Source organism: Luethyella okanaganae (assembly GCF_042660285.1).
In the GTDB taxonomy this organism is placed as follows: Bacteria; Actinomycetota; Actinomycetes; order Actinomycetales; family Microbacteriaceae; genus Luethyella; species Luethyella okanaganae.
In genome coordinates this window covers 875342-899803 of record NZ_JBHSTP010000001.1, presented here as the reverse complement: position 1 = coordinate 899803, position 24462 = coordinate 875342, and the positions used below count along the sequence as shown (strand labels likewise).

Annotated in this window: 28 protein-coding genes and 1 tRNA gene; 8 read left to right on the top strand and 21 right to left on the bottom strand. The window is 66.2% G+C overall.

What is annotated here, in order from left to right; all coding sequences use genetic code 11:
• Positions 1–29: 29 nt before the first annotated feature.
• Positions 30–105: transfer RNA gene (locus ACFQB0_RS04175), tRNA-His, on the top strand.
• Here ACFQB0_RS04175 and ACFQB0_RS04170 read toward each other — a convergent pair.
• The gene (locus ACFQB0_RS04170) at positions 84–701 is read right to left on the bottom strand and encodes a hypothetical protein (protein ID WP_386727947.1); all 618 of its coding nucleotides are present in this window, start codon (positions 699–701) and stop codon (positions 84–86) included. The genes ACFQB0_RS04175 and ACFQB0_RS04170 overlap by 22 nt on opposite strands.
• 101 nt (positions 702–802) lie before the next feature.
• Between ACFQB0_RS04170 and ACFQB0_RS04165 the strand changes: the two genes are divergently transcribed.
• On the top strand, positions 803–1594 hold the full coding sequence (locus ACFQB0_RS04165; RefSeq protein ID WP_386727944.1) for a hypothetical protein: 792 nt from the start codon (positions 803–805) through the stop codon (positions 1592–1594).
• A 37-nt stretch (positions 1595–1631) separates the two neighbouring features.
• Here the strand turns inward: ACFQB0_RS04165 and ACFQB0_RS04160 are convergent, their stop codons facing one another.
• The 5 genes from ACFQB0_RS04160 to ACFQB0_RS04140 form a co-directional block, all read right to left on the bottom strand.
• Complete coding sequence (locus ACFQB0_RS04160) at positions 1632–2504, bottom strand: alpha/beta hydrolase (protein ID WP_386727941.1); 873 nt, start codon at positions 2502–2504, stop codon at positions 1632–1634.
• A gap of 117 nt (positions 2505–2621) precedes the next feature.
• Positions 2622–3731: a PucR family transcriptional regulator gene (locus ACFQB0_RS04155; RefSeq protein WP_386727939.1), complete on the bottom strand. Its 1110-nt coding sequence runs from the start codon at positions 3729–3731 to the stop codon at positions 2622–2624.
• 158 nt (positions 3732–3889) lie between these two features.
• A complete protein-coding gene (locus tag ACFQB0_RS04150) occupies positions 3890–4177 on the bottom strand; it encodes a helix-turn-helix domain-containing protein (RefSeq protein ID WP_386727936.1) in 288 nt (95 codons plus the stop codon).
• 262 nt (positions 4178–4439) lie between these two features.
• Positions 4440–4796: a DMT family transporter gene (locus ACFQB0_RS04145; protein ID WP_386727933.1), complete on the bottom strand. Its 357-nt coding sequence runs from the start codon at positions 4794–4796 to the stop codon at positions 4440–4442.
• The gene (locus tag ACFQB0_RS04140; protein ID WP_386727930.1) at positions 4796–5110 is read right to left on the bottom strand and encodes a DMT family transporter; all 315 of its coding nucleotides are present in this window, start codon (positions 5108–5110) and stop codon (positions 4796–4798) included. The genes ACFQB0_RS04145 and ACFQB0_RS04140 overlap by 1 nt, the downstream gene beginning before the upstream one ends.
• A gap of 117 nt (positions 5111–5227) precedes the next feature.
• Here ACFQB0_RS04140 and ACFQB0_RS04135 point away from each other — a divergent pair, with 117 nt between their 5' ends.
• Positions 5228–5554 (top strand): antibiotic biosynthesis monooxygenase family protein, encoded by a 327-nt coding sequence (locus ACFQB0_RS04135; protein ID WP_386727927.1) that lies wholly within the window; start codon positions 5228–5230, stop codon positions 5552–5554.
• Between the two features lie 282 nt (positions 5555–5836).
• On the opposite strand, the gene ACFQB0_RS04130 is transcribed toward ACFQB0_RS04135, so the two are convergent.
• Genes ACFQB0_RS04130 through ACFQB0_RS04115 form a run of 4 tightly spaced genes read right to left on the bottom strand, consistent with a single transcriptional unit; the run spans position 5837 to position 9298 of the window.
• Positions 5837–6736 (bottom strand): dihydrodipicolinate synthase family protein, encoded by a 900-nt coding sequence (locus ACFQB0_RS04130; protein ID WP_386729642.1) that lies wholly within the window; start codon positions 6734–6736, stop codon positions 5837–5839.
• 5 nt (positions 6737–6741) lie between these two features.
• Positions 6742–7974: a trans-sulfuration enzyme family protein gene (locus tag ACFQB0_RS04125; protein WP_386727924.1), complete on the bottom strand. Its 1233-nt coding sequence runs from the start codon at positions 7972–7974 to the stop codon at positions 6742–6744.
• A 12-nt stretch (positions 7975–7986) separates the two neighbouring features.
• Complete coding sequence (locus tag ACFQB0_RS04120) at positions 7987–8706, bottom strand: B3/B4 domain-containing protein (RefSeq protein WP_386727921.1); 720 nt, start codon at positions 8704–8706, stop codon at positions 7987–7989.
• Positions 8690–9298 (bottom strand): helix-turn-helix domain-containing protein, encoded by a 609-nt coding sequence (locus ACFQB0_RS04115; protein WP_386727919.1) that lies wholly within the window; start codon positions 9296–9298, stop codon positions 8690–8692. The genes ACFQB0_RS04120 and ACFQB0_RS04115 overlap by 17 nt, the downstream gene beginning before the upstream one ends.
• Positions 9299–9574: 276 nt before the next feature.
• Here ACFQB0_RS04115 and ACFQB0_RS04110 point away from each other — a divergent pair, with 276 nt between their 5' ends.
• Together ACFQB0_RS04110 and ACFQB0_RS04105 are read left to right on the top strand one after the other, a co-directional pair.
• Complete coding sequence (locus ACFQB0_RS04110; RefSeq protein WP_386729639.1) at positions 9575–9931, top strand: metallopeptidase family protein; 357 nt, start codon at positions 9575–9577, stop codon at positions 9929–9931.
• A gap of 64 nt (positions 9932–9995) precedes the next feature.
• Positions 9996–11234, top strand: a complete 1239-nt coding sequence (locus ACFQB0_RS04105; protein WP_386727916.1) for a D-alanyl-D-alanine carboxypeptidase family protein — start codon at positions 9996–9998, stop codon at positions 11232–11234.
• A gap of 42 nt (positions 11235–11276) precedes the next feature.
• On the opposite strand, the gene ACFQB0_RS04100 is transcribed toward ACFQB0_RS04105, so the two are convergent.
• Genes ACFQB0_RS04100 through ACFQB0_RS04080 form a run of 5 tightly spaced genes read right to left on the bottom strand, consistent with a single transcriptional unit; the run spans position 11277 to position 15088 of the window.
• Positions 11277–11537 (bottom strand): hypothetical protein, encoded by a 261-nt coding sequence (locus ACFQB0_RS04100; RefSeq protein ID WP_386727913.1) that lies wholly within the window; start codon positions 11535–11537, stop codon positions 11277–11279.
• A 9-nt stretch (positions 11538–11546) separates the two neighbouring features.
• Positions 11547–12167, bottom strand: coding sequence for an ATP-binding protein (locus ACFQB0_RS04095; protein ID WP_386727911.1), 621 nt, complete (start codon positions 12165–12167; stop codon positions 11547–11549).
• Positions 12154–12936, bottom strand: a complete 783-nt coding sequence (locus ACFQB0_RS04090) for an energy-coupling factor transporter transmembrane component T family protein (protein WP_386727909.1) — start codon at positions 12934–12936, stop codon at positions 12154–12156. Before ACFQB0_RS04090 ends, ACFQB0_RS04095 begins: the two co-directional genes overlap by 14 nt.
• Complete coding sequence (locus tag ACFQB0_RS04085) at positions 12933–14441, bottom strand: ABC transporter ATP-binding protein (RefSeq protein WP_386727907.1); 1509 nt, start codon at positions 14439–14441, stop codon at positions 12933–12935. Before ACFQB0_RS04085 ends, ACFQB0_RS04090 begins: the two co-directional genes overlap by 4 nt.
• Positions 14442–14449: 8 nt before the next feature.
• Positions 14450–15088 (bottom strand): ECF transporter S component, encoded by a 639-nt coding sequence (locus ACFQB0_RS04080; RefSeq protein WP_386727904.1) that lies wholly within the window; start codon positions 15086–15088, stop codon positions 14450–14452.
• Positions 15089–15222: 134 nt separating this feature from the next.
• Between ACFQB0_RS04080 and ACFQB0_RS04075 the strand changes: the two genes are divergently transcribed.
• Complete coding sequence (locus tag ACFQB0_RS04075; RefSeq protein WP_386727901.1) at positions 15223–15456, top strand: hypothetical protein; 234 nt, start codon at positions 15223–15225, stop codon at positions 15454–15456.
• Between the two features lie 36 nt (positions 15457–15492).
• On the opposite strand, the gene ACFQB0_RS04070 is transcribed toward ACFQB0_RS04075, so the two are convergent.
• On the bottom strand, positions 15493–15822 hold the full coding sequence (locus ACFQB0_RS04070) for a hypothetical protein (protein ID WP_386727898.1): 330 nt from the start codon (positions 15820–15822) through the stop codon (positions 15493–15495).
• A 166-nt stretch (positions 15823–15988) separates the two neighbouring features.
• On the opposite strand from ACFQB0_RS04070, the gene ACFQB0_RS04065 reads away from it, so the two are divergent.
• Complete coding sequence (locus ACFQB0_RS04065) at positions 15989–16342, top strand: YciI family protein (protein ID WP_386727896.1); 354 nt, start codon at positions 15989–15991, stop codon at positions 16340–16342.
• A 105-nt stretch (positions 16343–16447) separates the two neighbouring features.
• Here the strand turns inward: ACFQB0_RS04065 and ACFQB0_RS04060 are convergent, their stop codons facing one another.
• Entirely contained in the window at positions 16448–17683 is a 1236-nt protein-coding gene (locus tag ACFQB0_RS04060; protein WP_386727893.1) for a DNA polymerase IV, read from the bottom strand.
• 153 nt (positions 17684–17836) lie between these two features.
• Here ACFQB0_RS04060 and ACFQB0_RS04055 point away from each other — a divergent pair, with 153 nt between their 5' ends.
• Positions 17837–19153: an acyltransferase family protein gene (locus tag ACFQB0_RS04055; RefSeq protein WP_386727891.1), complete on the top strand. Its 1317-nt coding sequence runs from the start codon at positions 17837–17839 to the stop codon at positions 19151–19153.
• A 3-nt stretch (positions 19154–19156) separates the two neighbouring features.
• On the opposite strand, the gene gatB is transcribed toward ACFQB0_RS04055, so the two are convergent.
• From gatB to ACFQB0_RS04035, 4 genes are read right to left on the bottom strand one after another with little or no spacing between them, the layout of a single operon-like run.
• Positions 19157–20677 carry an Asp-tRNA(Asn)/Glu-tRNA(Gln) amidotransferase subunit GatB gene (gatB, locus tag ACFQB0_RS04050; RefSeq protein ID WP_386727889.1) on the bottom strand — a complete coding sequence of 507 codons (1521 nt, stop codon included), beginning with the start codon at positions 20675–20677 and terminating at the stop codon, positions 19157–19159.
• Entirely contained in the window at positions 20677–22218 is a 1542-nt protein-coding gene (gene gatA / locus ACFQB0_RS04045; protein WP_386727887.1) for an Asp-tRNA(Asn)/Glu-tRNA(Gln) amidotransferase subunit GatA, read from the bottom strand. Before gatA ends, gatB begins: the two co-directional genes overlap by 1 nt.
• Positions 22215–22514 carry an Asp-tRNA(Asn)/Glu-tRNA(Gln) amidotransferase subunit GatC gene (gene gatC, locus ACFQB0_RS04040; RefSeq protein WP_386727885.1) on the bottom strand — a complete coding sequence of 100 codons (300 nt, stop codon included), beginning with the start codon at positions 22512–22514 and terminating at the stop codon, positions 22215–22217. Before gatC ends, gatA begins: the two co-directional genes overlap by 4 nt.
• A 40-nt stretch (positions 22515–22554) precedes the next feature.
• Complete coding sequence (locus ACFQB0_RS04035) at positions 22555–24345, bottom strand: alkaline phosphatase family protein (RefSeq protein ID WP_386727882.1); 1791 nt, start codon at positions 24343–24345, stop codon at positions 22555–22557.
• Positions 24346–24462: the final 117 nt, after the last annotated feature.

Below are 24462 nucleotides of genomic sequence, written 5' to 3'. Positions count from 1 at the left end.
TCTTCGCGTTCTGATACAGGAGACGCATGGTGGGTATAGCTCAGCTGGTAGAGCGCCTGGTTGTGGTCCAGGAGGTCGCGGGTTCAAGCCCCGTTACTCACCCCAGATGGGCGAGGTTCAAACCCTCGACCAGAGTCCCCGCTCTGGTCCCGGTTTGAACCTCGCCCTTTTTCTTCGGCAGCCCAGTTCAGGGCGTTGGCCTGCACCTGCGGATCGCAGAGAGCGTCATATGGACGCTGGTAGGTGACGCGGGGCTCGCCGTCGTCATCGATGTAGATCGCGGTGAAGAACGCCTGGTTGCATAGCCGGCGGTTCGCGTCGTCGCAGCGTCGGTAGATGTCCGCGACGTGAGCCAGCAGCCCGAGCGAGTCTTCGAGGTTCGCCCGAGCGGCGGCGTACTCATCATGGTGAGCGGCGATGCGATTGTTGATCGTCTCCAGCTCGGCGCTGATCCGATCCTGCTCCTTCTTGAGCAGGTCCAACGGCACCACCCCCGCGTAGTGCGCTTGCAGCAGCTTCACTCGTTCGTGGTCCAGCCGGTCGCGGTCCTTGGTAAGCCGCGACAGTTCCTTCGTCTCCGATGCCATCAGTTGGTCGAACTCCGCGTGCAGCATCCCGGCGACGCTCTGCCGGGTCTCGCCGCTGATCTGGATCGTCTCGTAGTACGTCTCGATCAGATGCTCCACGTCCTCGATGAGCATGGCTTGCCGGGTGCAGTCGCCCTTGTCACCATGGCGTCCTGAGCACACGAAGTACGGGTAGACCTTGCCGTGACGGTTGCGGGCGGGCGTTGCCGGGCCATGTGCTGACAAGTACGCTGGGATCGCGACACGGGCCGCGTCGGTCGTGCCGAGCGCCTGCCATCCTGTGGAGCAACATCGGCCAACTCGCCGCCGAGTACGAGACCATCGCCCAAGCCGCCCAACACGACCGCTGGGCCACCCTCCTCGCCCACGCCGGGCTCACCAGCGACCAGGTCGATCTGGTGCTCGAATCCGACGCTTACCCGGCACTCTCGGCCGAGCTGCGGCACGCTGAAGCCAACCACCACAACCTTGACGCACTGCTGCCTCGACTGATCGCGGCACGCGGACTGGACGATGCTGACGACATCGCCTCGGTGATCCACTCCCGCCTCGCGCGGGCCACCGCCCGGCCCGCGGGGTCCGGTCGTACTCGCAAGCCACCGCGCCTCATCGCCGGACTCATCCCGCACGCTGGAGGGCCGATGGCCGACGACATGCGCCGCGCCCTGGACGAACGGCGCGACCTCATCGAGACACGTGCCGACGCCGTACTCACTGGCGCCCTCGCCGACAAGGACGCATGGACCATCACGCTCGGCCTGGCACCGAAGGACGAGAAGCAGCGGGCGGCATGGCGACGCGCCGCCACCGTCGTAGCCGCGTACCGGGACCGCTACCAGATCACCGACGACCGAACACCGCTCGGCTCCGCACCGCAGAGCACGCGGCAGAAGATCGACGCCTCACGCGCACATGCGGCCCTTGACCGCGCGCGTACCATCGCCAGCGACGCACCGATTCCTGAACCGGAACGGCCGGCGGCGGTGCGTCCGGTCCCAAGCCTCTGAACATCGAGGGCTGCGGGTGCGCGACGCCCGCCAGACTTTACTCGGCACGCTGCGCAGGGTTCGGGGAGGCGGGCGCGAACCGCTGGACGAAGCTGAGGGCGATGGCGGCGACGTCTTGCCAGCCGCTGTCGAAGACGAGTGAGTGGCCACGGCCCGGGACTTCGACCATCTCGGTCGTGGAAGGGTTGCGCTTCTGTTTGGCGAACGAGGCCCGGAGGATTGCGGGTGGAGCGATGTGGTCGTCGCCTCCGGTGATCATGAGCATCGGGCCGCGGTCCGGGTTCAGGCTGTCGACTGCGGCTTCGGTGCTCGGCTTGACGTTGGCGAACGCGGCTTGGAACAGCGGCATCCCCGAGCCGGGCACCGGGTAACGGTCGTAGAGTTCCCGTGCCTCTCGCTCCTCGATCGCGTTCGCGAAGGAGTACCGGAACTGCTCGAAGGTGAGCATCACCTGCCGCCGGTAGTTGCCGGGATTGCCGATGACCGGGAATGCACCCTTCAACGCAGAGAACGGCAACGGCAGAACGCCCCGAAACGGCGCACTATCGATAGCCACGGAGGCGATCGCGAGGCCCCGTCCGGCGAGCTGCTGGGTGATCAGACCGCCGAACGAATGGCCGATGATCACCGGCGGGCGACGCAGGGTTCGGGCGACTTCTTCATAGTGGTCAGTGATCATCGTGATGTGTTTGCCGGCGAACACGTCGGGGTGCGCGCGGCCCTCCTCGACCGTCGCAGGGTCGTCGGGCCAGCCCGGCGCGAGCGTCGCATAGCCCTGCTGGTCGAAAAACGACCTCCATGGCTGCCAGCTGGACGCCAGCATCCAGAGTCCGTGCACGAACAACACAGGAGTGCGTTCGGACTCGTTGGCGTGGCGGACCTCGTCCGCCTCCCACGCTGCAATGCCCATCGGGCCACCTCCATCATCGCGTTGTGGACCATCGTCCCCGTGATCACTCGGCGTGTCACTGTCTGGGGAGTCGAGCCTTTCGCGGTGCTCTTGTTCTGGCGAACAATCGTGGGCGGGTCACCGACCGAGCCCATCCTCGTCTTGCAGCGTCGCCAGGGCGTGCTCGACGGCGAGAGTGAGTTCGGTCAGCCCACGCGGATCACTCAAGGACCGGCCGGTCAGCTTTTCGACCCGCCGCAACCGGTACCGCACGGTGTTCGGGTGCACGAACAACCGTCCGGCGGCGCTCCGCAGGTCGCCGCCGCAGGTCGCCCACGTCCAAAAGGTCATCAGCAGCGTGGAGCGGTAGGGCTCCGGGCACGCGAGCAGATCACCAAGGACCGTCTGCGTGATCCGGGGCATCACCACCGCCGCCGTGGCGACCGTAACGGCGACCGGTTCGTTGTCGAAGACCACCACCCGCCGGACGGCGGAGGAACCATCGTGGGCGAGACGTGCCAGACGCATACTCTCCGGGACGAGTTCCAGCCGATCCACGATCGGCGAAACACCAGCGCGGACCCCGGCCTCACCAAGGACCTGGCTCAGGCTGGCGACGCCACCGGAGAGCACGACGATCCCCGAGGCCGATGTCGCCTGCGGCGACCACACCGATCGCATCCCGCGCCGCTCCAACTCGGCTGAGATCCGAGAGGTCAGCAGAGCGTCGCCCTCCGCCCGAGTGAGGACGACAGACACGAAGTCTCCTCGCGCCGACAAGCGCAACGACGACGCCGCCTCCGCCAACTGCGGGCCACGCAGGTCACCCGACAGCAGTGCCGCGATCAGCGCCGCCCGTACCTCGGCATCGGCGACAGCGCGTGCCGCCAGCGCCTCGCGGTACCCGCTGGTCATCTCCTGCGTGTACACGTCGAGCACCTGCCACATCTGCTGCGCCGCGCCGATAGCCGTTCCGTACGCCACGGCCGAGCGGACGGACTCCGCGGCCAACTCCTCCCAAAGCACCTGTGCACCGACGCGGTACGCCGCCATCACATCGGCCAGCGCGACCCCTCGGGCGGCACGATCAGCGCCATCGGCTCGACTCTGCGGCATGGCCAGCACGGCTGCCTGGCCGAGCGAGCCGTAGATCAACTGTGCGTTTTGCTCACACGCGCTGCGCAGAACGGACGCCGGCACCGCTCCACCCCTATACGCGGCTACCTCGGCAACGATCCGGTCCTGCATCCGGACCACGATCCGCGGCGAGTCTGACAGGAGCCTCTCACCCAACGCTCGAAGTTCCGCCGGCCCATCGAAACGATCCGCACCGCCGTTGGGGGCTGCTGATCGATCCCCGCGCTCGCTGACCATTGCACCATTGTCGCTGAATACAATTGATGCGCCTAGCCCTGCATTGGTTCACTTGGCTCGCCGCGCGCCTGACAGCGGCTGATCGCGCGATACTTGCTCGGCGTGACGCCAACGCTGCGTCGGAATTGGCGTGCCGCGAAGTCCGGGTCACCCCACCCGACCTCGCGGGCGATCACCGCAACTGGACTGTCCTTGGTTCGCAGGAGCCCGGCCATCCGCTCCGTGCGCAGCATTGTCAGATACGCGATCGGCGACTTCCCGAACGCTTCCACGAACAGGCGACCGACTTGCGACTTAGACAGATGCAGCTCATCCGCCAATAGACCATCGGCTCACAGGCTCACAGGCTCATAGGCTCATAGGCTCATAGGCTCATAGGCTCATAGGCTCACAGGCTCACAAACAGTGCGGGTACGCGCCATGAGCGGCGCATAGTTTTGGAGGCCATGCTCCTGCGCCGGGAGTAGCCCGTTTGGCATGTGCCTGGGGTCTCGGTCCGCCATTGTCCTCAGCCCCGAACGAGGCGCAAATATTCAGCCGTCGCTGACGCTCAGGATCGGACAGCGTCGATGGTCTCGGCGGTCACCGGCGGTCCGCAGGCTTCGTGGCGTCGGGTTCCGGGGCTTTGTGTGCAGCCTTGAGACCAATCACGCATGCCACGATGCCTGCGATGAAGAGGGGCTTCCAGACGGAGACAGGTTCTGCGCCTGTGATCATTGCGACGATGACTGTGAGAGATGCGCCGATGCCGACCCACACGGAGTAGGCGACTCCGATCGGGATGGCCTTCATTGCATAGCTCAGGCCGCCAAGGCTGATCAACAGGGCGATGAGGAACAAGATGCTGGGGAGCAGCTCGGTGAGCCCGTTCGAGTGCCCGAGAGCTGTCGCCCAGACCGCTTCGAACACGGCGCTGATCACCAGGATGAGCCAGTGCATCAGTGCACCAACTTCAAACCGACAATGCACGCCACGAGCCCGAGCAGGAGGAGCAGCTTGGCGGTCGTCGCCTTCTCTTTGCCGCTCAAGATCGACCAGAGGACGGTGAGCGCGGCGCCTATGCCCGTCCATACTGCGTAGGCGGTCCCGGTCGGGATAGCGCGCATCGCGACGGCCAGGCCGACCAAACTCAGCACGGACGCGACCCCGAAGATCAGGCTGGGCTTCCACTTCTTCAGGCCGTTGGACTCGGCGAGAGCGAGCGCCCACACAGCCTCCATCGCTCCGGCGGATATGAGGATCACCCACTCCATCTGTTGGCCTCCTGGCCTTCCTCCGGATGAGTTGTGGAGGAACCTAAAAAGGCACTATAGTGCACCTAATAGTGCACTGCAACCCGGTGACCTACTCGATGATGCGCGGAGGCATCGATGTACACATCCACCTTCATCTTTGAAGCGAAGCCCTACGACGACGAGTTCCATCGCCTCGACAACGAGATCGCAGAGCGAGCGCACGCGATCCCAGGATTCCTCGGCGAGGAGGAGTGGTTCAACCAGGAGACCGGCCTGTACTCGGAGGTCTACTACTGGGAGACCCGCGAAGCGATGCAGCAACTCATCGGCCTGCCCGTCCACCGGGAGGCGAAGAGACAGCATGACAAGTGGATCGGCAGCTACCGTGTCGTGCTCGGCGAAGTCATCGCGACATACGGCACCCCGGGACTCGGCCTCGCCCACACTCCCACCCCGGCCTGAGGCCCTCAACCCTCGGGCTGGTCGCCCGATGCTCTTCGGCCTGCCGCAAAAGTGGAAAGCGAACCGATGATTCCTGTGCTCGAGGCGCTGCTCTCGAGCGGCTTCTGGGGTGCCTCCGACTTCCTCGGTGGCATCGCGGCGCGCGGTTCAACGGCGAGAGCGGCGCCGTGCAGCGCGACAGCCGCGACCCCACCGCCGTCCGAGGTGCGGGCCAGGTCGCGGCAAGCACATATCGGGCCGGGCTCCCACGCGCCACGACCGAATGCGGACGGGTGTGCGCAGTCATCGCGCCGGATGCAGCCCGAGGCACTCGATCACGTCGGCGACTTCCGTGCGGGCCACGTCGTCGAGTCCGCGGATCGGCAGCGGCAAGCAGCCTCGGGCCACCAACTCCTCACGCTCGGCGATCGCAGCAACGACGCGCAGGCTCCCGAAGCGCGCGAACAGCGCCCACAACGGTGCCAGGCGGTCCGATTCCGCCGTCGCAGCGGCCGCCTCCCCGCCAAGGGCGGCGCGGGCGATGGCCAGTGCCGGCTCGGGCAGTGTGCCAGCGATCACGGAGTACCAGGCATCGCACCCGGCATTCAGGCCGGTTGCAGCGGCCGCATCCCCGGACACCCCGATCGTGACAGATGCCGGGATGCTATCCCGGATCGCCGCGACCCGGTCTGCCGCGGCATCCGGATCGGCGGGGACGCCGGGGATCTTCACGGATGCCACATTCGGCAACTGCGCGATCCGGCCGTAGAGCTCGTCAGTGAAGGTGAAGTGCGTGGTGCCCGGGTTGTCGTAGACGATGAGGGGCACGGACAGGTTTCGGGTGACGTCCTCGTACAAGCCGAACACGTCGTCGGGAGTGTGCGCCTGGTATGTCAGCGGGGCGAGCAGCACGGCGCCGGCTCCGGCCTCCTGCGCGTCGTCTGCGAGAGCCCGCACATGGCTCGTGCGCAGCGAGCCGATGCCGACGAAAACCGGCACCCCGCCTGCGTTCTCTACCGCGATCCGCACTGCGGTGCGGCGCTCCTCGCGCGACAGGTACGCGTACGAGCCGGTCGAGCCCAGCACGGTGATCGAGTCGACCCCGGATGCCGCCACCCGGCGCACCAGCGCCGCAAACGCACCTTCGTCGAGCACGTCATCCCGAAGCGGGGTCAGCGGGAACGCGCTCACGCCCGAGAACAAGCCGGTCATGACCCCGCGTTCGGTGAGCCGGTGAGTTCCGTGTGGTCGAGGGCGGCGCGGATGTCGGCGATGAGATCGTCGGGGTCTTCGAGCCCGACGGACAGTCTCAGGTGGCCGTAGGTGAGGAACGATTCCGGGTAGCTTTCGCTGCCCCCGCGGGCATCCGGCCCGACGTGGACGATCAGGGTTTCGTCGTGGCCGAGCGAGACGGCTGAGGTGATGACGCGCAGGTTCGAGACGAACCGGTTCTGCGAGTCGGAGTCGCCATCGACGGCAAACGCCATCATGGCGCCGTAGCCGCGTCCACCGAACTGACGGACCGCCAGCTCGTGCTGCACGTGGGATGCGAGTCCCGGGTATTCGACGAACGCGATGCGCGGGTCGGAGTCGAGGAACGCGGCGACCTTCTCCGCCGATGCCAGGTGTCGTTGCAGGCGCAGCGGCAAGGTGACGGATCCGCGCATGATCATCCATGCGTTGAACGGTGAGATCACCCCGCCGACATCGACGAGAGCATCGTGACGGATCCGCTCGACCAGCTCGGTGCTGCCGATGACAGCACCGCCCATGGCGTCGCCATGACCGTTGATGTACTTGGTCAGCGAGTGGACGACCAGGTCGGCTCCGTCCTGCAGCGGGCGGTAGAACGGCGGCGGGGTGAAGGTGCCGTCGACGGTGAGGAGCGCGCCCGCGGCGTGCGCGATGTCCGTGATCGCCCGGACGTCGGCGACCTTCGTTGTCGGGTTCGCGATCGTCTCCACGTGCACCAGCTTCGTGTTCGGGCGCACTGCGGCACGGACCGCGTCGAGGTCTCCGACATCGACGAACGTGGCCTCGATGCCGTACCGCTCGGGCAGCAGCTCGGCGAACAGACGCCACACGGCCTCGTACGTCACGTTCGACACGACGACGTGGTCACCGGACTTGAGAAGGGTGAAGAACACGGCGTGCAGCGCTGCGACGCCCGTGGCGAAGCAGGCGGCAGCCTCGGCGCCATCCATCGCCGCAAGCTTGCGTTCCAGCGCTTCCTGGTTCGCGCCACCGTTGCGGGTGTAGGTCAGCACGTCGGTGGCGGACCAGTCCATCGAAGCCGGGTCCTCGGGCAGGGCGTACGAGTTGGCCATGATCAGCGGAGCGCGAACGGCGCCGGTGCCGGCGTCGACATGGTTGCCGCCGTGGACCGCCCACGTGGCGAAGGCGACGGATGCGGGGTCGTGCTTGTCGGGTCGGTTCGTCATGGTGTCCTCGTGTCAGTTGTTGGTGATGAGGCGGCGGACGATGATCACGTTCGCGCCAAGCACGCGCAGGTGAGTGGTGAGTTCGTCGGCCGCAGCCGCGAGGTCGTCGTCGGTGGCGGGGTCGAGCACATCGAGGATGAACAGGGCCGCACTGGTGTCGTCCGTCAGCTGCATGCGGCGGCACTGACGCCAGTTCCAGCGGCGGCAGGTGACGCCGCTGCTGTCCGCCCAGACGACTTCACCCGCGTCGGGGTGTTCGATCACGGTTTCGCCGCCTGCCGTCGTGTCGAACGGTTCCGTGCCGGCGGCGCGGATCAGGTGTGGCGCACTCGTGTATGCGTCGAGATCCTCGCCTCCGAGCGGCAGCTGGTGACTGACCGAGATCGCATTGTAGATGTCGGTCAGCCGGTTCACCCGCGGCAGACCATTCGCCGCCCGGCGTGTGAGGGCTTCGAGGCTATTGCGGGTGCGCTGCGGCTTCGCCCCGAAGGCTCGATAGACGTCTCGCCACGCGGCGATGTGCGGCAGCTCCTCGACGGGCCGGTCAGCGAGCCGGGCGGCCGCGCTCGCTTCCGCCCGGATGAGAAGCGCTTCGCTCTCATCGTCGCTCGCGGCGGGCTCGATCCCGTCCACGGCGAGCAGCAGGGCCCGGTAGTCGGGGCGCAAGGCGTGCACCTCGTCGGCGACGGTCGCCCCGGCGAGGAAGTCTTCGAGTTCATGAATGTCGCGCACTCGCGGCTCCGTTCTCTCGTGATCCAACGTTGGGTTCGAACACGGCCAGCACGAAGCGCACCGTGTCCTGGTCGACGTTCGTGTAGGAATGGGGCAGATCCCCGGAGAAGGTGATCGCGTCCCCGGCGGTCAACCTGAACGCTTCATCACCGACGACGATCTCGGCAGTACCGGAGAGCACCTGCAGCAGCTCCTTCGTCCCGGCCATGTGTTCCTCGCTCACGTGCGTGTCGCCGACGTTCAGTGTCCAGTCCCACAGCTCGAGCACGTCCGGTTTCTGCGTGCCCGCGACCAGCACCCCACGCCCGCCGTGGTCGCCTTGCCACAACGTCGATCCCTCGTCCTTGCGTGTGACGCGAACACCTGAACGGGCCGGCGGCTCCACGAGCGCCGGCAGCCCGATGCCGAGGGCATCGCTGATCCGCAGCAGGGTGTTCACGCTCGGATTCGCTGCACCGTTCTCGACATTCACGATCATGCGTCGGCTGACACCCGCGACCTCAGCGAGCTGATCCAACGTCCAGTGTCGAGTCTTGCGCTCCTGCTTCACCCGGGCGCCGATCGCCGCCGCCAAAGCGTTCGCTTCCACCATAAGTGCATCATAATGCACTTATTGGGGCACTGCAATCCTCGCAGCGGGAGAGGGCGAGGAATGTGGAGATCGCGGATCGATCACGAAGTTCTGAATCGCATGAGCGACCGGGCGATGATCGCCCGCGTGCGACCACGGTGTTAAGTCGTGGGGTAATGTTGCCGAACGTGCTTCGAAGGAACGCCAAGAGCGCCTGGTCGCCGTACAGCGCCACAAACAGGATCACGGGCACGAGCCCCGTCGCCCACTCCAGCGATTTTCCGAGCGAAAGGTGCGATCGTGCCTCTTGACCTGGACGCAGACGGGTTCGAGAGACTCGTCGTCGATGAGCTGGACGAGCTTCCAGACGACATGGTCGACGGTCTCGACAACGTGGTGTTCGTCGTGGAGGATCGACCGGAGGACGGCTCCCTCGGGCTGCTCGGCCTCTACCACGGCGTCGCTCTGACCGAACGCGGTCAATACGGCTTCGGGGAGATGCCCGACCGCATCGTGCTCTACCGAGAGCCGCTGCTCTCGATCTGCGACAGCGTCGACGAGCTGCGCGACCAGATCCACATCACTCTCGTACACGAGATCGCCCACTTCTACGGCATCGACGACGACAAGCTGCATGAGCTCGGCTGGGGATGACGGTGATCCTCTCGTCGCGGCGCGCTCTCCGAACGCTTCCGGCCTGTCGAGCTAGCCTGGCCCCATGAGAACTTTCCGACCGGGGCGCTTCTTCGGCATCCTGGGCGGAACCGTCGCGATCCTGACACTCGGCGTCTACGGCCCGGCCACCCTGCTCGGCCCACTGCCAGCCGTCACGAGTGCCGTGTCGATGACTCCCGAGCCTGAAACGACATCGAGCCCGCCGGTCTTGCCCGCTGAGGGTGCGAGCGCCGTCATCGTCGATGGCGACACCGCTCCTGTCGCCGTCTCGGGCACAGCCGACCCGATTCCCATCGCAGGAATCGCGAAACTCGTCACGACGCTCGTCGTCCTGGACACGAAACCCGTCGAAGCCGGCCACACCGGACCGTCCGTCACGATCGGGCCTGCCGACTACCAGGGCTATATCGACTACAGCTCCGCCGACGCCCGCGCGGTAGCCGTGTTTCCCGGTGAGAGCTGGACAGAACGTGAGCTTCTTCAGGCGACCATCCTCGGATCGAGCAATAACCATGCGGATACGCTGGCACGCTGGGCGTACGGATCCGTGGACGCCTATCTCGGGGCCGCGAACGCCTGGCTCGCCGAACACGATCTGAGCGGGATCCACGTCGTCGACACGACCGGACTCTCCGAGCGGAGCGTGGGAACGGCGAGCGATGTGGCGCGACTGGCCACACTCACGACCGGAAACCCCGCCATCGCCGAGATCCTGGCCAATCCGGCATCCGCCCTCGTCAACGATCGCGGTGTCGAGAACACGACCTCCTACCTGCAGAGCGAAGGCATCACGGGGATCTCCCGCAGCTTCACGGACGCCGCAGGGGTCTGCCTGCTCTTCAGCGCGACGGTCGGCGAGGGCGACGCCACCATGGCCTTTTCTGCGGCGTTCCTGCGCGAGCCGGACTATGACACCCTCGAAGCCGATATCCTTGCCCTGATCACCAGCGCCCGCAGTGGGGCGGCACCTGTTCCCGTCATCGCCGCGGGCTCGGAGTATGCAACGTTCCGCGCTCCGTGGGGTGACTCCGCAGCGGCCGTCGCGGCCGTCGAGAGAACGCGTCCCGGGTGGGCAGCGCACTCCGGAATGTCCCGGGTGGAGCTCGACGACATCGGCGCGGCCAGGGTCGGCGCGGTCGTCGGTCGTGTCACGGTGACTTCGCCGGGTGGCGACGTCTCGTCACCGCTCGAACTCGATGCGGCCATCGGCGACCCCGGTCCGGGATGGCGGCTGCTCAACCCGATCCCCATGATCGGGTCGCTGTTCACCAGCTGGGGATGAGGTCGATAACAGAACCGAGGTCGGGAAGCGAGCCCTCCGGCTTCAATCGTTCTCTTCGCTGGCTTCTACCGGGTCTGAGTCGCCACGGTCGAACCGGTAACGCACATGCAGCTGGCCCTGCACTTCGCGGCTGTCGATCGCGTTGTACCAGAAAAGGGACTCCAATCCCTCGACGGCCGCGACCATCCCCACGCGCTCCTCGAAAGTGCCCCCGAGGAGAACTCGACGCTCGGTCTCGCCTTCGAGGGGGCCGTCGATGAACTCGGCGATGTACAAGACGCTCTGCGGCTCTGCGTTGGTCATGCAACCACGCTAGACCCATTCGCCGGGATTCGGCCCGAGCAATCGCGGTTTCTCAGCTGCGTCGAGGTCGGCATCGATGTGGAAACCGGCGAGCTCCTCGGGCCGTTCCCGCGCCACGAACCGTTCCCATTGGGCCTGCCAGCTGTCCCAGTGGGCGTCGAAGCTCCCGCCGTCTCGCGCTAGAGCACGAACCTTGCGTACGGCGTCGTCTGCTGTGATCCAGATCCGGATGTCCGCGAATGCCGAGGAACGGATGCTCAGCGCCCCGCACCCTTCCACCAGCAAGGAACGGGCAGGATCGATCTCGTGCCATTCCGCTGGCCGGTCGGCTGCCCAGTCGAAACGTCGCCAGCCGGCAGAGGCCCCACGCGAGCGTGGCTCGAGTAGCTCGTCGACGAGAAGCTCGGACGCCGCATCGAGCCCGTCCCAGCCGGGGTAGATGTCATCGAGGCGCACGAGCTGGGGTCGTGCTCCGGTCGGCCACTCGTCCACGAGCCTGTCGGCCAGTGTGCTCTTTCCCGCACCACTCGGTCCATCGATGAGCACAACCGGCGTCCCGCCGCTCTCTTCAACCGCGCGCTTCAGAGCGCGGATTCCAGCGATGGGCGGCCAAAGTTCACGCGAGGACAAAGTTCCAGCTTCCGGCAGCGACTGCGACACCGATCGCGACGGCCGCGACCGCGACACCGACCGCGATGACGGCGATCTCCGCAGCGCCGAAACGCGACGCGCGCGCCCAGGTGCGCGGGCTGCTGGAACCAAAACCCTTCGCTTCCATGGCGGTCGCGAGCTTGCTGCCACGCCGCACCGAGATCACGAGAAGGGCGAATGCCTGCCCGAACAGGCGACGGATGCCTCCATCGTCTGCGACCCCACGAGCACGCCGAGCGAGGCCGAGCGAACGCCAGTCCTGGATTCCGAGACCGACGAGCCGAAGACCGGCAAGGCCGCCCAGCACGAAACGTGCCGGCAGTCGGAACACCTGACCGAGCCCATCGGCCAGATCTGTCGGATCGGTGGTCGCGAACAGCACGATCCCGGGCAAGCCGATCGCGAGAACGCGCAACGCGATCGCGAGGCCGAGGGTGAGTGAGCCCTCCGTCACCGATATCCAGCCCAATTGCCAGATCACGGCGCCCGAGTCCTCGCCGTAGAGCACCGTAGTCAGCCCGGCTAACGGAGCGGCGACCCACACAGGGAGCGTCCGGTGCCAGAACTGCCGGGCGCTGAGGCCGCTCCACGCCAACAGTACGCTCTCGAGTGCCAGCGCGACGGCGGCCGAGACGACATCGATCGACAACAGAAGTGCAAGGCTCACGGTGAGCGCGACAATGAGCTTCGCCACAGGATTCACCCGTGCGATCGCGCTGTCTCGAATCTCGGGGGCGATGAAGCTCATCCGTTCACCGCCTCGAGCCGGTCTGCACCACGGCTGAGCACGTACTCGACGTCGGCGATCGCGTCGACGACGAGGCGGTCGTGGGTGGCGGCGAAGATGGACGTGCCATCGTCGAGCAGTTCCCCGAACAGAACAATGAGCTCGTGCCAGGTACGCGCATCCTGCCCGAAGGTGGGCTCGTCGAGCACGAGCAGCTGCGGGCGGGTGGCGAGGGTCGTCGCCACCGAGAGTCGCCTCTTCTCGCCGCCAGACAACGTGAAGGGGTTGACCGCGGCCAGACGTGTGAGTCGGAGACGCTCGAGCAGTTCGTCGGCGCGGCGAGCGGCTTCGCCGTGGTCCGTTCTGAGCACCCTGGGTCCGAGCAGCAACTCGTCGCGCACGGTCCCGGTGAGGAACTGGTGCTCGGGATCCTGGAAGACGACACCGATACGTGTGAGCAGCTCACGGCTGCGCCACTGCCGCGGACTCGCTCCCCTGCCACGGGCGAGCGCCTCGCTTGCAACGATATCGCCGCCGGCCGTCGCCAACAGGCCGGCGATGGTGAGCGCGAGGGTCGACTTTCCTGCCCCGTTGACTCCCGTGACCGCCATCGCCACTCCAGCCCTCAGCTCGAACGAGATCCCGGCCGCGACAACGTCCGGCCGACGCGCTGCGAACGGGGTACGTCCAACGGAGACGTCTGTCGCGAGGAGCAGCCGTTCACCGGCCACAGGCGAGCGTGCCGGGGTACGCGGAGGGCGACCAGGCACCCATACCCCTGCATCGGCCAACCGCTCCCCCTCTGCACCGAGAACGGCATCCGGGCTGCCGTCGGCAAGCACCCCGCCGGCTGGGTCGAGCACGACGACCCTGTCGACGAGATGCTGCCAAACAGCGACACGATGTTCTACGACGATGAGAGTCGCCGACGACTCCGCGAGCACTCTGGCGACGGCGTCGCGTACCTCGCTCACCCCCTCTGGGTCGAGGTTCGCCGTCGGTTCGTCGAGGAGGACGAGTCCCGGGCGCATGGCTAGCACCCCGGCGAGGGCGAGACGTTGCTTCTGCCCTCCCGACAAGGACGAGCTCGGGGTCTCGAGCGGCAGATTCAGCCCGACCGCGTCGAGAGCCTCGCCGACACGTCGCCAGATCTGCTCACGAGGGATGCCGAGATTCTCGCAACCGAAAGCCACGTCGTCGCCGACGCGCGCGAGGACGACCTGGGAGTCCGGATCCTGCAGCACGAGACCGACCGATCCGCGGGCGTCTTCCGGTCTTCGACCGTCGACCAGGAGCTGACCGAATTCCTCGCCTTCGTCGCTGCCGCCGAGCACGCCGGCGAGGGCATGCAGCAGCGTGCTCTTGCCGGCCCCGGACGATCCGAGCAGGAGGACGCGCTCGCCCGGCTCGATCTCGAGATCGAGCCCGGCGACCGCCATCGAGCGACGGCCCGCGTGACGCCATCCCCACCCTCGAGCTGAGACACGGGTGCCAGCCGCGTCGCGAGTGCTGCGCTGGTTCGGCATGCCGCGACCTAGGCGGCGTCCCCGGCCTCGGTGGTTCGCACCTCGCGGCCTGCCGCGAAGCGGTTGAGAGCACCGGCCGATGCGAGTCCCCGCATCACAAGCCACGAGAGCAAGCCGGCCAGAACGACTCCGGACACGACCTCGGCAACGAAATAGATGGCCTTGTAGCTGAACTCGAGCGCCGCGTAACTCGAGAACGTGGTGTCCAGAAAGCCGACCGCTACGCCTGCTCCTGCACCGGCCAGCAGTGCGGCTCCGAGGTTCCAGGTGCGGTAGAGGAAGATCGCGAAGACGATCTCGGCTCCGAGCCCCTCGATGAGACCCCAGATCAGAGTCGAGAAGCCCCATTGGGTGCCGATCAGCATCGAGACGATCGCGGCGATCACCTCCGTATAGACAGCGGCACCCGGCTTGCGAATGACGAGACCGCCGAGCACTCCGGCGAACAGCCATCCGCCGGCCAGGAGACCCTCGAGACCCGGGGCGAATGCGAGGAGACCGCTGAGCGGAGACCACGCTTGGCCCCAAGCCCAGAAGATGACCCCGCTTGCCACGCCGATGACGCTCGCGACGACGATGTCGACGACCCGCCAGCTGTGGTTCCGCTGCACGGTCGATGAGGCGGATGAGGTGGTTGTCGCGTGCACTGTCGTGCCCTTTCAGCCGGTGAAAAGAGGGCACGGGTATGAGATGAGCAGCCTCCCTGCGCTGGCATGATCCAGATCGGGTTTGACGGTCGAAGGTTGAGAACCTTCCTCTCAGCCCGGCTCACCGGACTCCCGTGTTCGAGATCGAGTATAGCCCTGTAGCATCGCTCTATGACCGCCACGACGAGCAGCCACCCGGGTGCGACAGGGTGAGCGTCGGCATCCTGCTGTCACTCTCGGCGCTTCTGCTGCTGCTTCTTGGTTCGTTCATCCGGCGACGACGCAGGCTCGCGTCCGGCAAGCCTCTTCGCCCCGCCTTCTATCGTCTGCGCCTCATCATGCGCCGTCGCGGAAAGCCGATGACCTGAGTCACCACATCGGTGTCGAGGCTCGGTCCGTTCGAGTCATCGTTTGAGCGCGTGGATGACGCGTGCCAGAGCATGTCCTGCGACGCAGACGAAGGGGATACCGACGGCGAGCAGCGAGATCACATTCGGTTCGAAACGCAGCGCACCATCACGTTTGACATATGCGCCGATCGGAATGGACAATCCGCCACCTCCGCCACCAGAACCGGCGTCCGCCCCTTCGTCAGCCGAGCCGCCGCCGAAGCCATATTGCACCAGGGCAACGGGCATGACAGTCACACCATCGACTTCCACGGGTTCGCCGTAGACGGATTTCACGCCGATGGAGCGAACGGATTCTGCGAGCTGAAGGGCCACGTTGGTCATACAGCCACGCTACCCGGAGCGAGGGTCGACGGCTAGGCCTGCACGACACGACGCTCCACTCCGCCGCTTCTCGCCGCTTCTCGCCTCAGCAGCATGTCCGGTGGGAGAATCCTCCTGTCGGCTGTTGATTCGGCAACAGCCGTTCGGAGCCGAGGAGGAATCCAGAATGACGCAGTATCTGCTGAGCGTATTTCAGCCGGAAGGCGAGCCGCCTTCACCTGAGGTCCTGGCCGCGATCATGGCCGATCTCGAAGCGATCAACCAGGAGATCCGGGCTGCAGGCGCGTGGGTGTTCGCAGGCGGCCTGCTCGCTCCGAGCACCGCGACCGTTGTGCGTCTGCGCAATGGAGAGATTCTCACGACCGAAGGTCCATTCGCCGAGGCCAGGGAGTATCTGGGCGGGATCTCCATCATCGAAGCTCCCGATCTCGATGCCGCATTGAACTGGGCACGCAGGATCACCCGGGCGATCACGCTCCCGATCGAGGTGCGACAGTTCCAGGAAGAGCCAGAACGATAGTCAGGAACATCCGCCCGCTCGCCTCGAGATCGAGAGCGTCTCCTTAGGTGCCGAGTGCGTCCCGCGCGGTCTCGGTCCCACGATGTCGCCTGCCCGCATAGCCACTCAGTCGGGCAATCGTCCTTCCTCCCGTGGCGCTCGCACAACGAGCGAGGCCGGGCGCACCGTGCCTTTGCCGAATCGGGCGGACACCTCGTCGATCGCGAGTTCGGCATCGCGCCACTCCTCGTCGGGATCCCACAGACCGAGCGACGAGCCGCTCTCGCCGAGCTGTTCCACGCGTACTCCGATGAGGCGAATCCGTTTGCCGACCCCGAGCACATCGAAGGCGGCGACGGCCTCCTCGTAGATGCGGCGCCCGACGTTCGTCGCCTCGGGGAGCGTGCGCGAGCGGGTGACGGTGGTAAAGTCAGCGTGTCGCAGCTTGAGCACGACCGTTCGACCGACGAGGCCCGTCCGACGCAGCCGAGCGGCGACGTCGTCGGCCTGACGCAATAGCGCCCGCCTGATCTCACGCGGATCGGTGACGTCGTAGGAGAACGTCACCTCGTGGCCGACGCTCCTCTCCTCTCGCTCCGTCGATACGGAGCGGGGATCGACGCCGTTGGCGAGGTTGTGCAGCCTCGAACCAAGGGCTGCGCCAAGCATGCTCTGCAGTGTAGGCAGCGGCGTCTGCGCCAGATCTCCGATCCGGGTGAGCCCGAGCTTCGCGAGGGATTGCTCTGTGGCCTTGCCGACACCCCAGAGCGCGCTGACGGGTTGCGGATGCAGAAACTCGAGGGTCTTGTCGGCTGGAATGACGAGCATGCCGTCCGGCTTCGCCCGGCTCGAAGCGAGCTTTGCGACGAACTTGCTCGCCGCGACTCCGACAGAGCAGGTGAGCCCGGTCTCATCGAACACGCGCCCCCGCAGCATCCGGGCGATCGTGCCGGGCGAGCCGAGAAGCCTGGTCGCACCGGATACGTCGAGGAATGCCTCGTCGATGCTGAGCTTCTCGATGAGCGGGGTCATTTGCTCGAAGATCTCCATGACACGTTTCGAGTGCTCGAGGTAGAGCTGCATCCGCACGGGCAGCACCACCGCGTTGGGACAGCGCCGGAGCGCGAGTGCCATGGGCATCGCCGAGTTGACGCCATAGCGTCTGGCCTCGTAGTTGGCGGCGGAGACCACCGAGCGCGGCCCGAGACCTCCGACGATCACGGGTCTTCCTCGAAGCTCGGGGCGACTGAGCAACTCTACAGAGGCGTAGAAGGCATCCATGTCGACGTGCAAGATCGTTGCGGAGCCATCGTCGACCGGTGATTCGGTGATCTGCCTCCCGCTTCCGTCTTGCTTGCTCACATCTCAGACCATAACTCCAACCACCGGCATCCGGCTGCACGATCGCCGAGCCTCACCCGAATGAGAGAGGTCAAATTCCTCGCCGAAGTGCCACACTGGGAGAAGTGCCACACTGGGAATCGAGCACCATGCTCTACACGAGTCGGAGACGCCATGAACAGCGGATCAACTCCACCCTCGACCGGATCGGTCCCTGAAACAGACGCGGCACGCGATCCGGTGATGGATCTCGTGCGGGTTCTCTGCGTCGTGCTCGTCATCGTCGCGCATCTCCTCATGATCGGCGCAGTCATCGAACCGGGGGTCGGACTCGTCATCCGGCGCCCCCTGCTCGAGCAATCCTGGCTCGCGCCGGTGACCTGGATCGCGCAGATCATGCCGTTGTTCTTCGTCGTCGGCGGTTTCGCTGGGATCGGGGCCTGGACGCGTCTCGAGACGTCGGGCGGAACTGCGTCGGAGTTCATCCGCGCCCGGCTGCTGCGCCTGGCACGCCCCGCCGTGCCTCTCTTCGCCTTCTTCACGGTCGGCATCTTCGTGCTGTATCTCACAGGTGTCGCCCCCTCGTCGGTCGCGGCCATGGCCGCCGGAGTCGCCTCGCCGCTCTGGTTCCTCGCCGCCTACACTTTCGCGCAGGCATATCTGCCCGGAATGGCCACGCTCCACAAGAATCGTCCGCTCGGAACGCTGCTGACGCTCGCCGGCTGCGCCGTCGCGATAGACGCCCTCCGCTTCGCCAGTGGAATCGAAGTGCTCGGCCTGCTCAACATGATCTTCGTCTGGCTCTTCGTTCAGCAGTTGGGCTTCTGGGTGGCCGATGGATGGTTCGCACGCCGATCCAGATGGACGATCCTCGGGATCGGCGCCGGCAGCTACCTGCTGCTCTTCCTGCTCGTCACGAGCGGCTACCCCGAGAACATGCTCGACAATCTCAACCCGCCGACCGTAGCCATCCTCTCGCTCGCGATCGGACAGACCTGCCTGCTCGTCCTCGCACATCCCGCCCTCGCGTTGCTCATGCGTTCGCGGATATTGCGGCGCATCGTGGGCATCGTGGGCGGACACCTCATGACACTTTATCTCTGGCACCTACCCGTGCTCGCGCTCGTCATCGGCCTGCTGCTACTGACGCCGCTGCCGACTCCGCAACCGGGCAGCGTCGCCTGGTGGTGGACGCGACCGCTGATCCTGGCCTGTGCGGCGCTCGCACTCGGCGGACTCGCGCGGCTGCTCGGACGTTTCGAACAACCGATGCCATCGCACGACGAGGACGGACGACTGATCAAGACGAGCAACTGGAGCGTCGGCCTGTCGGCATCCCTCATGGTGATCCCGCCGTTCACCGTCATGCTGTTCGGACTCGACTTCGCGATCGCCGTCGTGAGCACCGCACTGCTGGCGGTTGCCGTCGCCGTGCAGAAACCGATTGCCGCGCCGGAGCCGGACACGGGGGCCAGCGCGATCGCGTCGTAGCTCCTAAGCGTCGCCCGACGCACGCTCCAGAACGAGTTCGCGCACGCGAGCGGCGTCTGCCTGCCCCCTCAGAGTCTTCATGACGGCACCGATCACCGCGCCGGCCGCCTGCACTTTTCCGTCTCGGATCTTCTCGAGCACGTCCGGCTGAGAGGCCAGAGCCGCGTCGATCGCGGTAATGAGCGCACCATCGTCGGAGACGACCGCCAGTCCACGGGAGTCGACCACCTGTTGCGGAGTCCCCTCCCCCGCCACGACTCCTTCGAGCACCTGGCGAGCCAGCCGGTCGGTCAGAACGCCCTTCTCCACGAGCGCGGCGAGCGCGGCGACGTCTGGCGGCGAGACCAGACTCGCAGCATCCGTCTCCGCGGCGTTCGCCAGTCTGGCGATCTCACCCGTCCACCACTTGCGCGCCGCGGCCGGGCTCGCGCCGGCTGCTACGGTCTCGGCCACCTCAGCGAGCAGACCAGCGTTCGCGATGTCCTGAAACTCGAGGTCGGTGAAGCCCCATTCTGCCTTCAACCGGCGCCGACGCATCGCCGGGGCCTCCGGAAGCGCCGCACGCAGCTCCTCGATGAGCTCCGGCGACGGAACGACGGGGAGCAGATCGGGTTCGGGGAAGTAACGGTAGTCGTCGGCATCGCTCTTCGGGCGCCCCGCGGAGGTCCTACCCGTGTCCTCGTGCCAGTGCCGTGTCTCCTGAGTGATGCGTCCTCCGGCGGCCAGGATCGCAGCCTGCCGCTGAATCTCGTAACGCACGGCCCGCTCCACGGAACGCAAGGAGTTCACGTTCTTCGTCTCGGTACGGGTTCCGAGCGGCGCCGGATCCTCACCGGGCGTGCGTCGCGGACGCAGCGACACATTGGCGTCGCACCTCAGGTTGCCCCGTTCCATGCGCGCATCGGAGATCCCGAGCGAGACGACGATGTCGCGGATGGCGACGACATAGGCCCTGGCCAGTTCGGGAGAGGCATGCTCAGCACCGTAGATCGGCTTCGTCACGATCTCGACCAGAGGGACGCCTGCACGGTTGTAATCGACGAGCGAATACTCGGCACCCTGGATGCGCCCGGTCGAGCCGCCGACGTGAGTCAGCTTTCCGGCGTCCTCCTCCATATGGGCGCGCTCGATCGGCACCGTCGTGATCGAGCCGTCGGAGAGTTCGACCTCGACAGACCCCTCGAAGGCGATCGGCTCGTCGTACTGCGAGATCTGGTAGTTCTTCGGAGTGTCAGGGTAGAAGTAGTTCTTGCGCGCAAAACGGCTCGACTCTGCGATCGAGCAGCCGAGGGCGAGGCCGAGGCTGATGGAGTAGCGTATCGCTTGCTCGTTGACGACGGGGAGCGAACCGGGCAGGCCGAGACAGGTCGGCGTGACATTGGTGTTGGGTTCCGAACCGAATTCATTGGGGGCCGACGAGAACATCTTGGTCTTGGTGTTGAGTTCGACGTGCACCTCGAAACCCATGACGGGTTCGAAGAGTTCGAGCGCCTTGTCGAAATCCATCAGTTCTGGGCGGACCATCAGCGGACGCCTTCCTCGGCCAGGGCCGCGACGAGTTCGGTCAGATCGGGTGCCCTCCCGAGCAGCGGACCACCCCACTGTTCCTCGAGCAGACGCTCGAGAGCCCCGCCGATGTTGTAGAGACGGGCGTCCTCGCGCGCCGGCGCGAGGAATTGGATTCCGACCGGTAGGCCGTCTTCATCGGCGAGACCCGCCGGAAGCGAGATCCCCGGGATGCCTGCGAGGTTCGCAGGAATCGTTGCGATGTCGTTGAGGTACATCGCCATGGGGTCCTCCAGCTTCTCGCCGAGCTTGAACGCGGTCGTCGGGGCGGTCGGCGACGCGAGCACGTCCACCCGGTCGAACGCCGCATCGAAATCGCGCTGCACGAGGGTGCGCACTTTCTGCGCGCTGCCGTAGTAGGCGTCGTAGTACCCGGCCGACAGGGCGTAGGTTCCCAGGATGATGCGACGCTTGACCTCCGGTCCGAAGCCGGCTTCTCTCGTCGCAGCCATGACCTGCTCGACGGTGCCGCCGTCGGCGGGGTTGACTCGGAGGCCGAAACGCACCGAGTCGAACTTTGCGAGATTGCTGGACGCTTCGGCCGGGAGGATCAGGTAGTACGCGGCGATGGCATATTCGAAGCTCGGCGCGCTGATCTCGACGATCTCGGCGCCGTTCCGTTCGAGCAGCGCGAGCGCCTCGTGAAAGCGGGCGAGCACACCCGCCTGGAAACCTTCGCCGTCGAGCTGCGTGACGATGCCGATCCGCAGGCCGCTCACGTCGGCACGGCGCACGGCATCCGCCATGGACGGCCACACGTCGCGCAACGATGTCGAGTCGTGCTTGTCGTGCCCGGCGATGACATCCTGCAGCAGGCCGGCGTCGAGCACAGTGCGCGTGACGGGTCCGATCTGGTCGAGAGAGGAGGCGAGCGCGATGGCTCCGTACCGGCTGACCGCGCCATAAGTGGGCTTGACGCCGACCGTTCCCGTCACGTGCGCCGGCTGACGGATCGATCCACCGGTGTCGCTGCCCAGCGCGATAGGGGCCTCGTAGCTGGCGACCGCCGCCGCAGACCCGCCACCGGACCCGCCGGGGATGCGGTCGAGCGCCCACGGATTGTGGGTGGGACCGTAGGCGGAGTGCTCGGTGCTCGATCCCATGGCGAACTCGTCCATATTGGTCTTGCCGAGGGGGATGAGGCCGGCCTCGCGCACCCTGCGCACGACGGTCGCATCATAGGGCGGGATCCAGCCCTCGAGGATCTTCGAGCCGCTCGTCGACGGCATGTCCTTCGTCACGAGCACGTCCTTGACCGCGATCGGCACGCCGGCGAGCGGGCCGAGCACCTCGCCGGCCGCTCGCCTGCGGTCTATCTCGGCCGCAGCGGCGAGCGCTGCGTCGGGGGCGACGTGCAGAAAGGCGTGAACAGCCTCATCGACGGCGGCGATCCGATCGAGGTGCGCCTGCGTCACCTCGACGGACGACACATCGCCGGTGGCGATCCTGTCGGCCAGCTCTGCGGCGCTGAGCCGAATGATCGATTCGGCGACGCTCACTGCTCTTCCCCCAGGATCGCGGAAACCTTGAACCGGCTGCCGTCGCGCTCGGGCGCACCGGAGAGCGCCTGCTCGACCGTGAGCGTCTCGCCGACGACGTCTTCGCGGAACACGTTCTCCAGCGGAATCGGGTGACTCGTCGCCGGAACCTCCGGCGTCGCCACCTCGATGACCTTCGCGACGGAGTCGACGATCTGGTCGAGCTCGATCGTGAGGCTGGCAATCTCGCTCTGGCTGAGGTCGATACGTGCGAGTCGAGCGAGGTGCGCGACCTGCTCTGCACTGATTCCGGACATGCGACTCCGTCTGTAGCTTCGTTGGGGGTTCCAGACAATCCTACTTTGGTGTGCCGACCTGCTTTGGTGCGCCGAACAGTCCGGCTCCGTAGCGGCGCAGCTGCTCGTAGGCCTCCCCATACGTCTGCGGCTCCTCCACGCCGGGGCCGGCGTATTTCGCGATCAGGAGTCCGAGCAGACCGCGCGCAGGCGGACTCAGGGGTTTGTCCTTGTGCGCGTGCCCCGGATGCGGTGCCGTCGTCTGCGGGTTCGGTGGAATGTACTGAGGGGTCGGCGACGGCCACGTAGACGGGTGCCGGGGGCTGTCGAGGTTGACGGCGTTGAACATGTCGTTCGCACCGGCGTCACGCCGAGTCAATGGCTTCAGGCCGTGCAACCGAGCGAGCGTCGCGATGACGGAGCCGTGGTGCATCTCATCGTTGATGACGGTGCCTGCCCGCGTGTATGCCGAAATCGCGATCGCCGGCACACGGCATCCGAGCCGATCGAATTCGAACCCCATCTCGCCCGGACCGCTGTCGTCAGGAGGGGTCGCACGCGGCGGCGGAACATGATCGTAGGTCCCGCCGTGCTCGTCGAAGGTGATCAGCAGCATGGTGTTCACGGCGTTCGAGCCCGTGCTGCTCGCGCTCGTCTTCACCGCCGTGTAGATGTCATGGATCAGCGCCTCCCCCGCTCTGACGTCGGAGACCGCGCTGTCGACAACGGTCTGCCCGTCGACGACGCTCTCGCGAAGCTCGCCGAACGGCGGATGGAAATCATTGTGGTTGTAGGTCATGCGCGGTTCGATGAAGGCGTACGCGGGGAGTCTGCCAGTACGCGTGTCGTCGTAGAACTGCTGCATCGTGGCAAAACGCTCGGTCCTCCAGTACTTCTGCAGCGAAGGCGCATGGAGCACCCCGGTGAGCGACACGAGCTGCGTTTCGTCGAAATACACGCGCCAGCTCAGTCCAGCCTCCTCGAGGCGGTCGAACACCGTCGGGACGACTGGAGCGTCGAGCCATTTTCCGTAGCCGCCGCCGTGCTTGTTGGTGACGAAACCGTGCGAGGTCGAGGCGTGCAGAAAGGAACGGTTGCAGAACGTCTGAGACGGCACGGCGCAGAACCAGTTGTCGTAGACCGCGAAGTTGCGTGCGAGCGAACTCAAGACGGGGAGCATGTCCGGGGTGAAGGACCCCATGATCGTGGAGAGCTCCTCCGTCGTCGGCGACGCATTCTTCTTGAGCCTTTTGTAGTTCACGAGGTAATCGGTGACGAAGCCGTCCATCGTCGGGCCCTGGCCAGGGGCGGGCGCGTTGTACGGCACCTCCATCTGCTCGACGAGGAGGTCTGCGTTCGCGGCAGGGTCGATCCGATTGAACAGCTGGGTGTTGACGTGCGGATACTCCTCACCGGGATCCGGCGAGGGCTGCTCCATGATGTGGTCGGTGGTTCCCTCGTACGGATGCGCGGCGATCGTCGAGCCGTCGACACCCGGATTGCTGTATTCGCCGAAGTCGAGTCCGTCGAAATGGGCTCCATCCGGCAGGTTCTCCCTGGAGTAGAGGTAGCCGAGCAGATTGTCGAACGAGCGGTTCTCGCCCATGACGACGACGAGATGGTCGAAGCCAGGTTTGGCGCGCGGGTCGAGAGCTACGAAGTCGTCGTGAGCCTCGCTCACCCCGAGCCCGTGGCCGATCACGGCCCCGACGGCACCCCCCGCTGCTCCCCCGACGACGACTCCGGCGGCCGCGATACCGCCCGCCTGCAGAAAACGGCGCCGGGAGGTACCCGGATCGTCGGTGTCATGTCTCTGCCCCTCTGCGGGCTGCCGCCGACTCTTCTTAGCCACATGCCCTCCTTCCCATGAGCCACAGCCACAGCCACAGCCACAGCCACAGCCACAGCCACAGCCACAGCCACAGCCACAGCCACAGCCACAGCCACAGCCACAGCCACAGCCACAGCC

Excerpts from the sequence above, each read along its gene's own strand:
- ACFQB0_RS04170 (WP_386727947.1), bottom strand. The coding sequence starts at position 701 with ATGCTCATCGAGGACGTGGAGCATCTGATCGAGACGTACTACGAGACG.
- ACFQB0_RS04160 (WP_386727941.1), bottom strand. The coding sequence starts at position 2,504 with ATGGGCATTGCAGCGTGGGAGGCGGACGAGGTCCGCCACGCCAACGAG.
- ACFQB0_RS04155 (WP_386727939.1), bottom strand. The coding sequence starts at position 3,731 with ATGCAGGACCGGATCGTTGCCGAGGTAGCCGCGTATAGGGGTGGAGCG.
- ACFQB0_RS04145 (WP_386727933.1), bottom strand. The coding sequence starts at position 4,796 with ATGCACTGGCTCATCCTGGTGATCAGCGCCGTGTTCGAAGCGGTCTGG.
- ACFQB0_RS04140 (WP_386727930.1), bottom strand. The coding sequence starts at position 5,110 with ATGGAGTGGGTGATCCTCATATCCGCCGGAGCGATGGAGGCTGTGTGG.
- ACFQB0_RS04135 (WP_386727927.1), top strand. The coding sequence starts at position 5,228 with ATGTACACATCCACCTTCATCTTTGAAGCGAAGCCCTACGACGACGAG.
- ACFQB0_RS04125 (WP_386727924.1), bottom strand. The coding sequence starts at position 7,974 with ATGACGAACCGACCCGACAAGCACGACCCCGCATCCGTCGCCTTCGCC.
- ACFQB0_RS04115 (WP_386727919.1), bottom strand. The coding sequence starts at position 9,298 with ATGGTGGAAGCGAACGCTTTGGCGGCGGCGATCGGCGCCCGGGTGAAG.
- ACFQB0_RS04105 (WP_386727916.1), top strand. The coding sequence starts at position 9,996 with ATGAGAACTTTCCGACCGGGGCGCTTCTTCGGCATCCTGGGCGGAACC.
- ACFQB0_RS04100 (WP_386727913.1), bottom strand. The coding sequence starts at position 11,537 with ATGACCAACGCAGAGCCGCAGAGCGTCTTGTACATCGCCGAGTTCATC.
- ACFQB0_RS04090 (WP_386727909.1), bottom strand. The coding sequence starts at position 12,936 with ATGAGCTTCATCGCCCCCGAGATTCGAGACAGCGCGATCGCACGGGTG.
- ACFQB0_RS04085 (WP_386727907.1), bottom strand. The coding sequence starts at position 14,441 with ATGCCGAACCAGCGCAGCACTCGCGACGCGGCTGGCACCCGTGTCTCA.
- ACFQB0_RS04070 (WP_386727898.1), bottom strand. The coding sequence starts at position 15,822 with ATGACCAACGTGGCCCTTCAGCTCGCAGAATCCGTTCGCTCCATCGGC.
- ACFQB0_RS04065 (WP_386727896.1), top strand. The coding sequence starts at position 15,989 with ATGACGCAGTATCTGCTGAGCGTATTTCAGCCGGAAGGCGAGCCGCCT.
- ACFQB0_RS04055 (WP_386727891.1), top strand. The coding sequence starts at position 17,837 with ATGAACAGCGGATCAACTCCACCCTCGACCGGATCGGTCCCTGAAACA.
- gatB (WP_386727889.1), bottom strand. The coding sequence starts at position 20,677 with ATGGTCCGCCCAGAACTGATGGATTTCGACAAGGCGCTCGAACTCTTC.
- gatC (WP_386727885.1), bottom strand. The coding sequence starts at position 22,514 with ATGTCCGGAATCAGTGCAGAGCAGGTCGCGCACCTCGCTCGACTCGCA.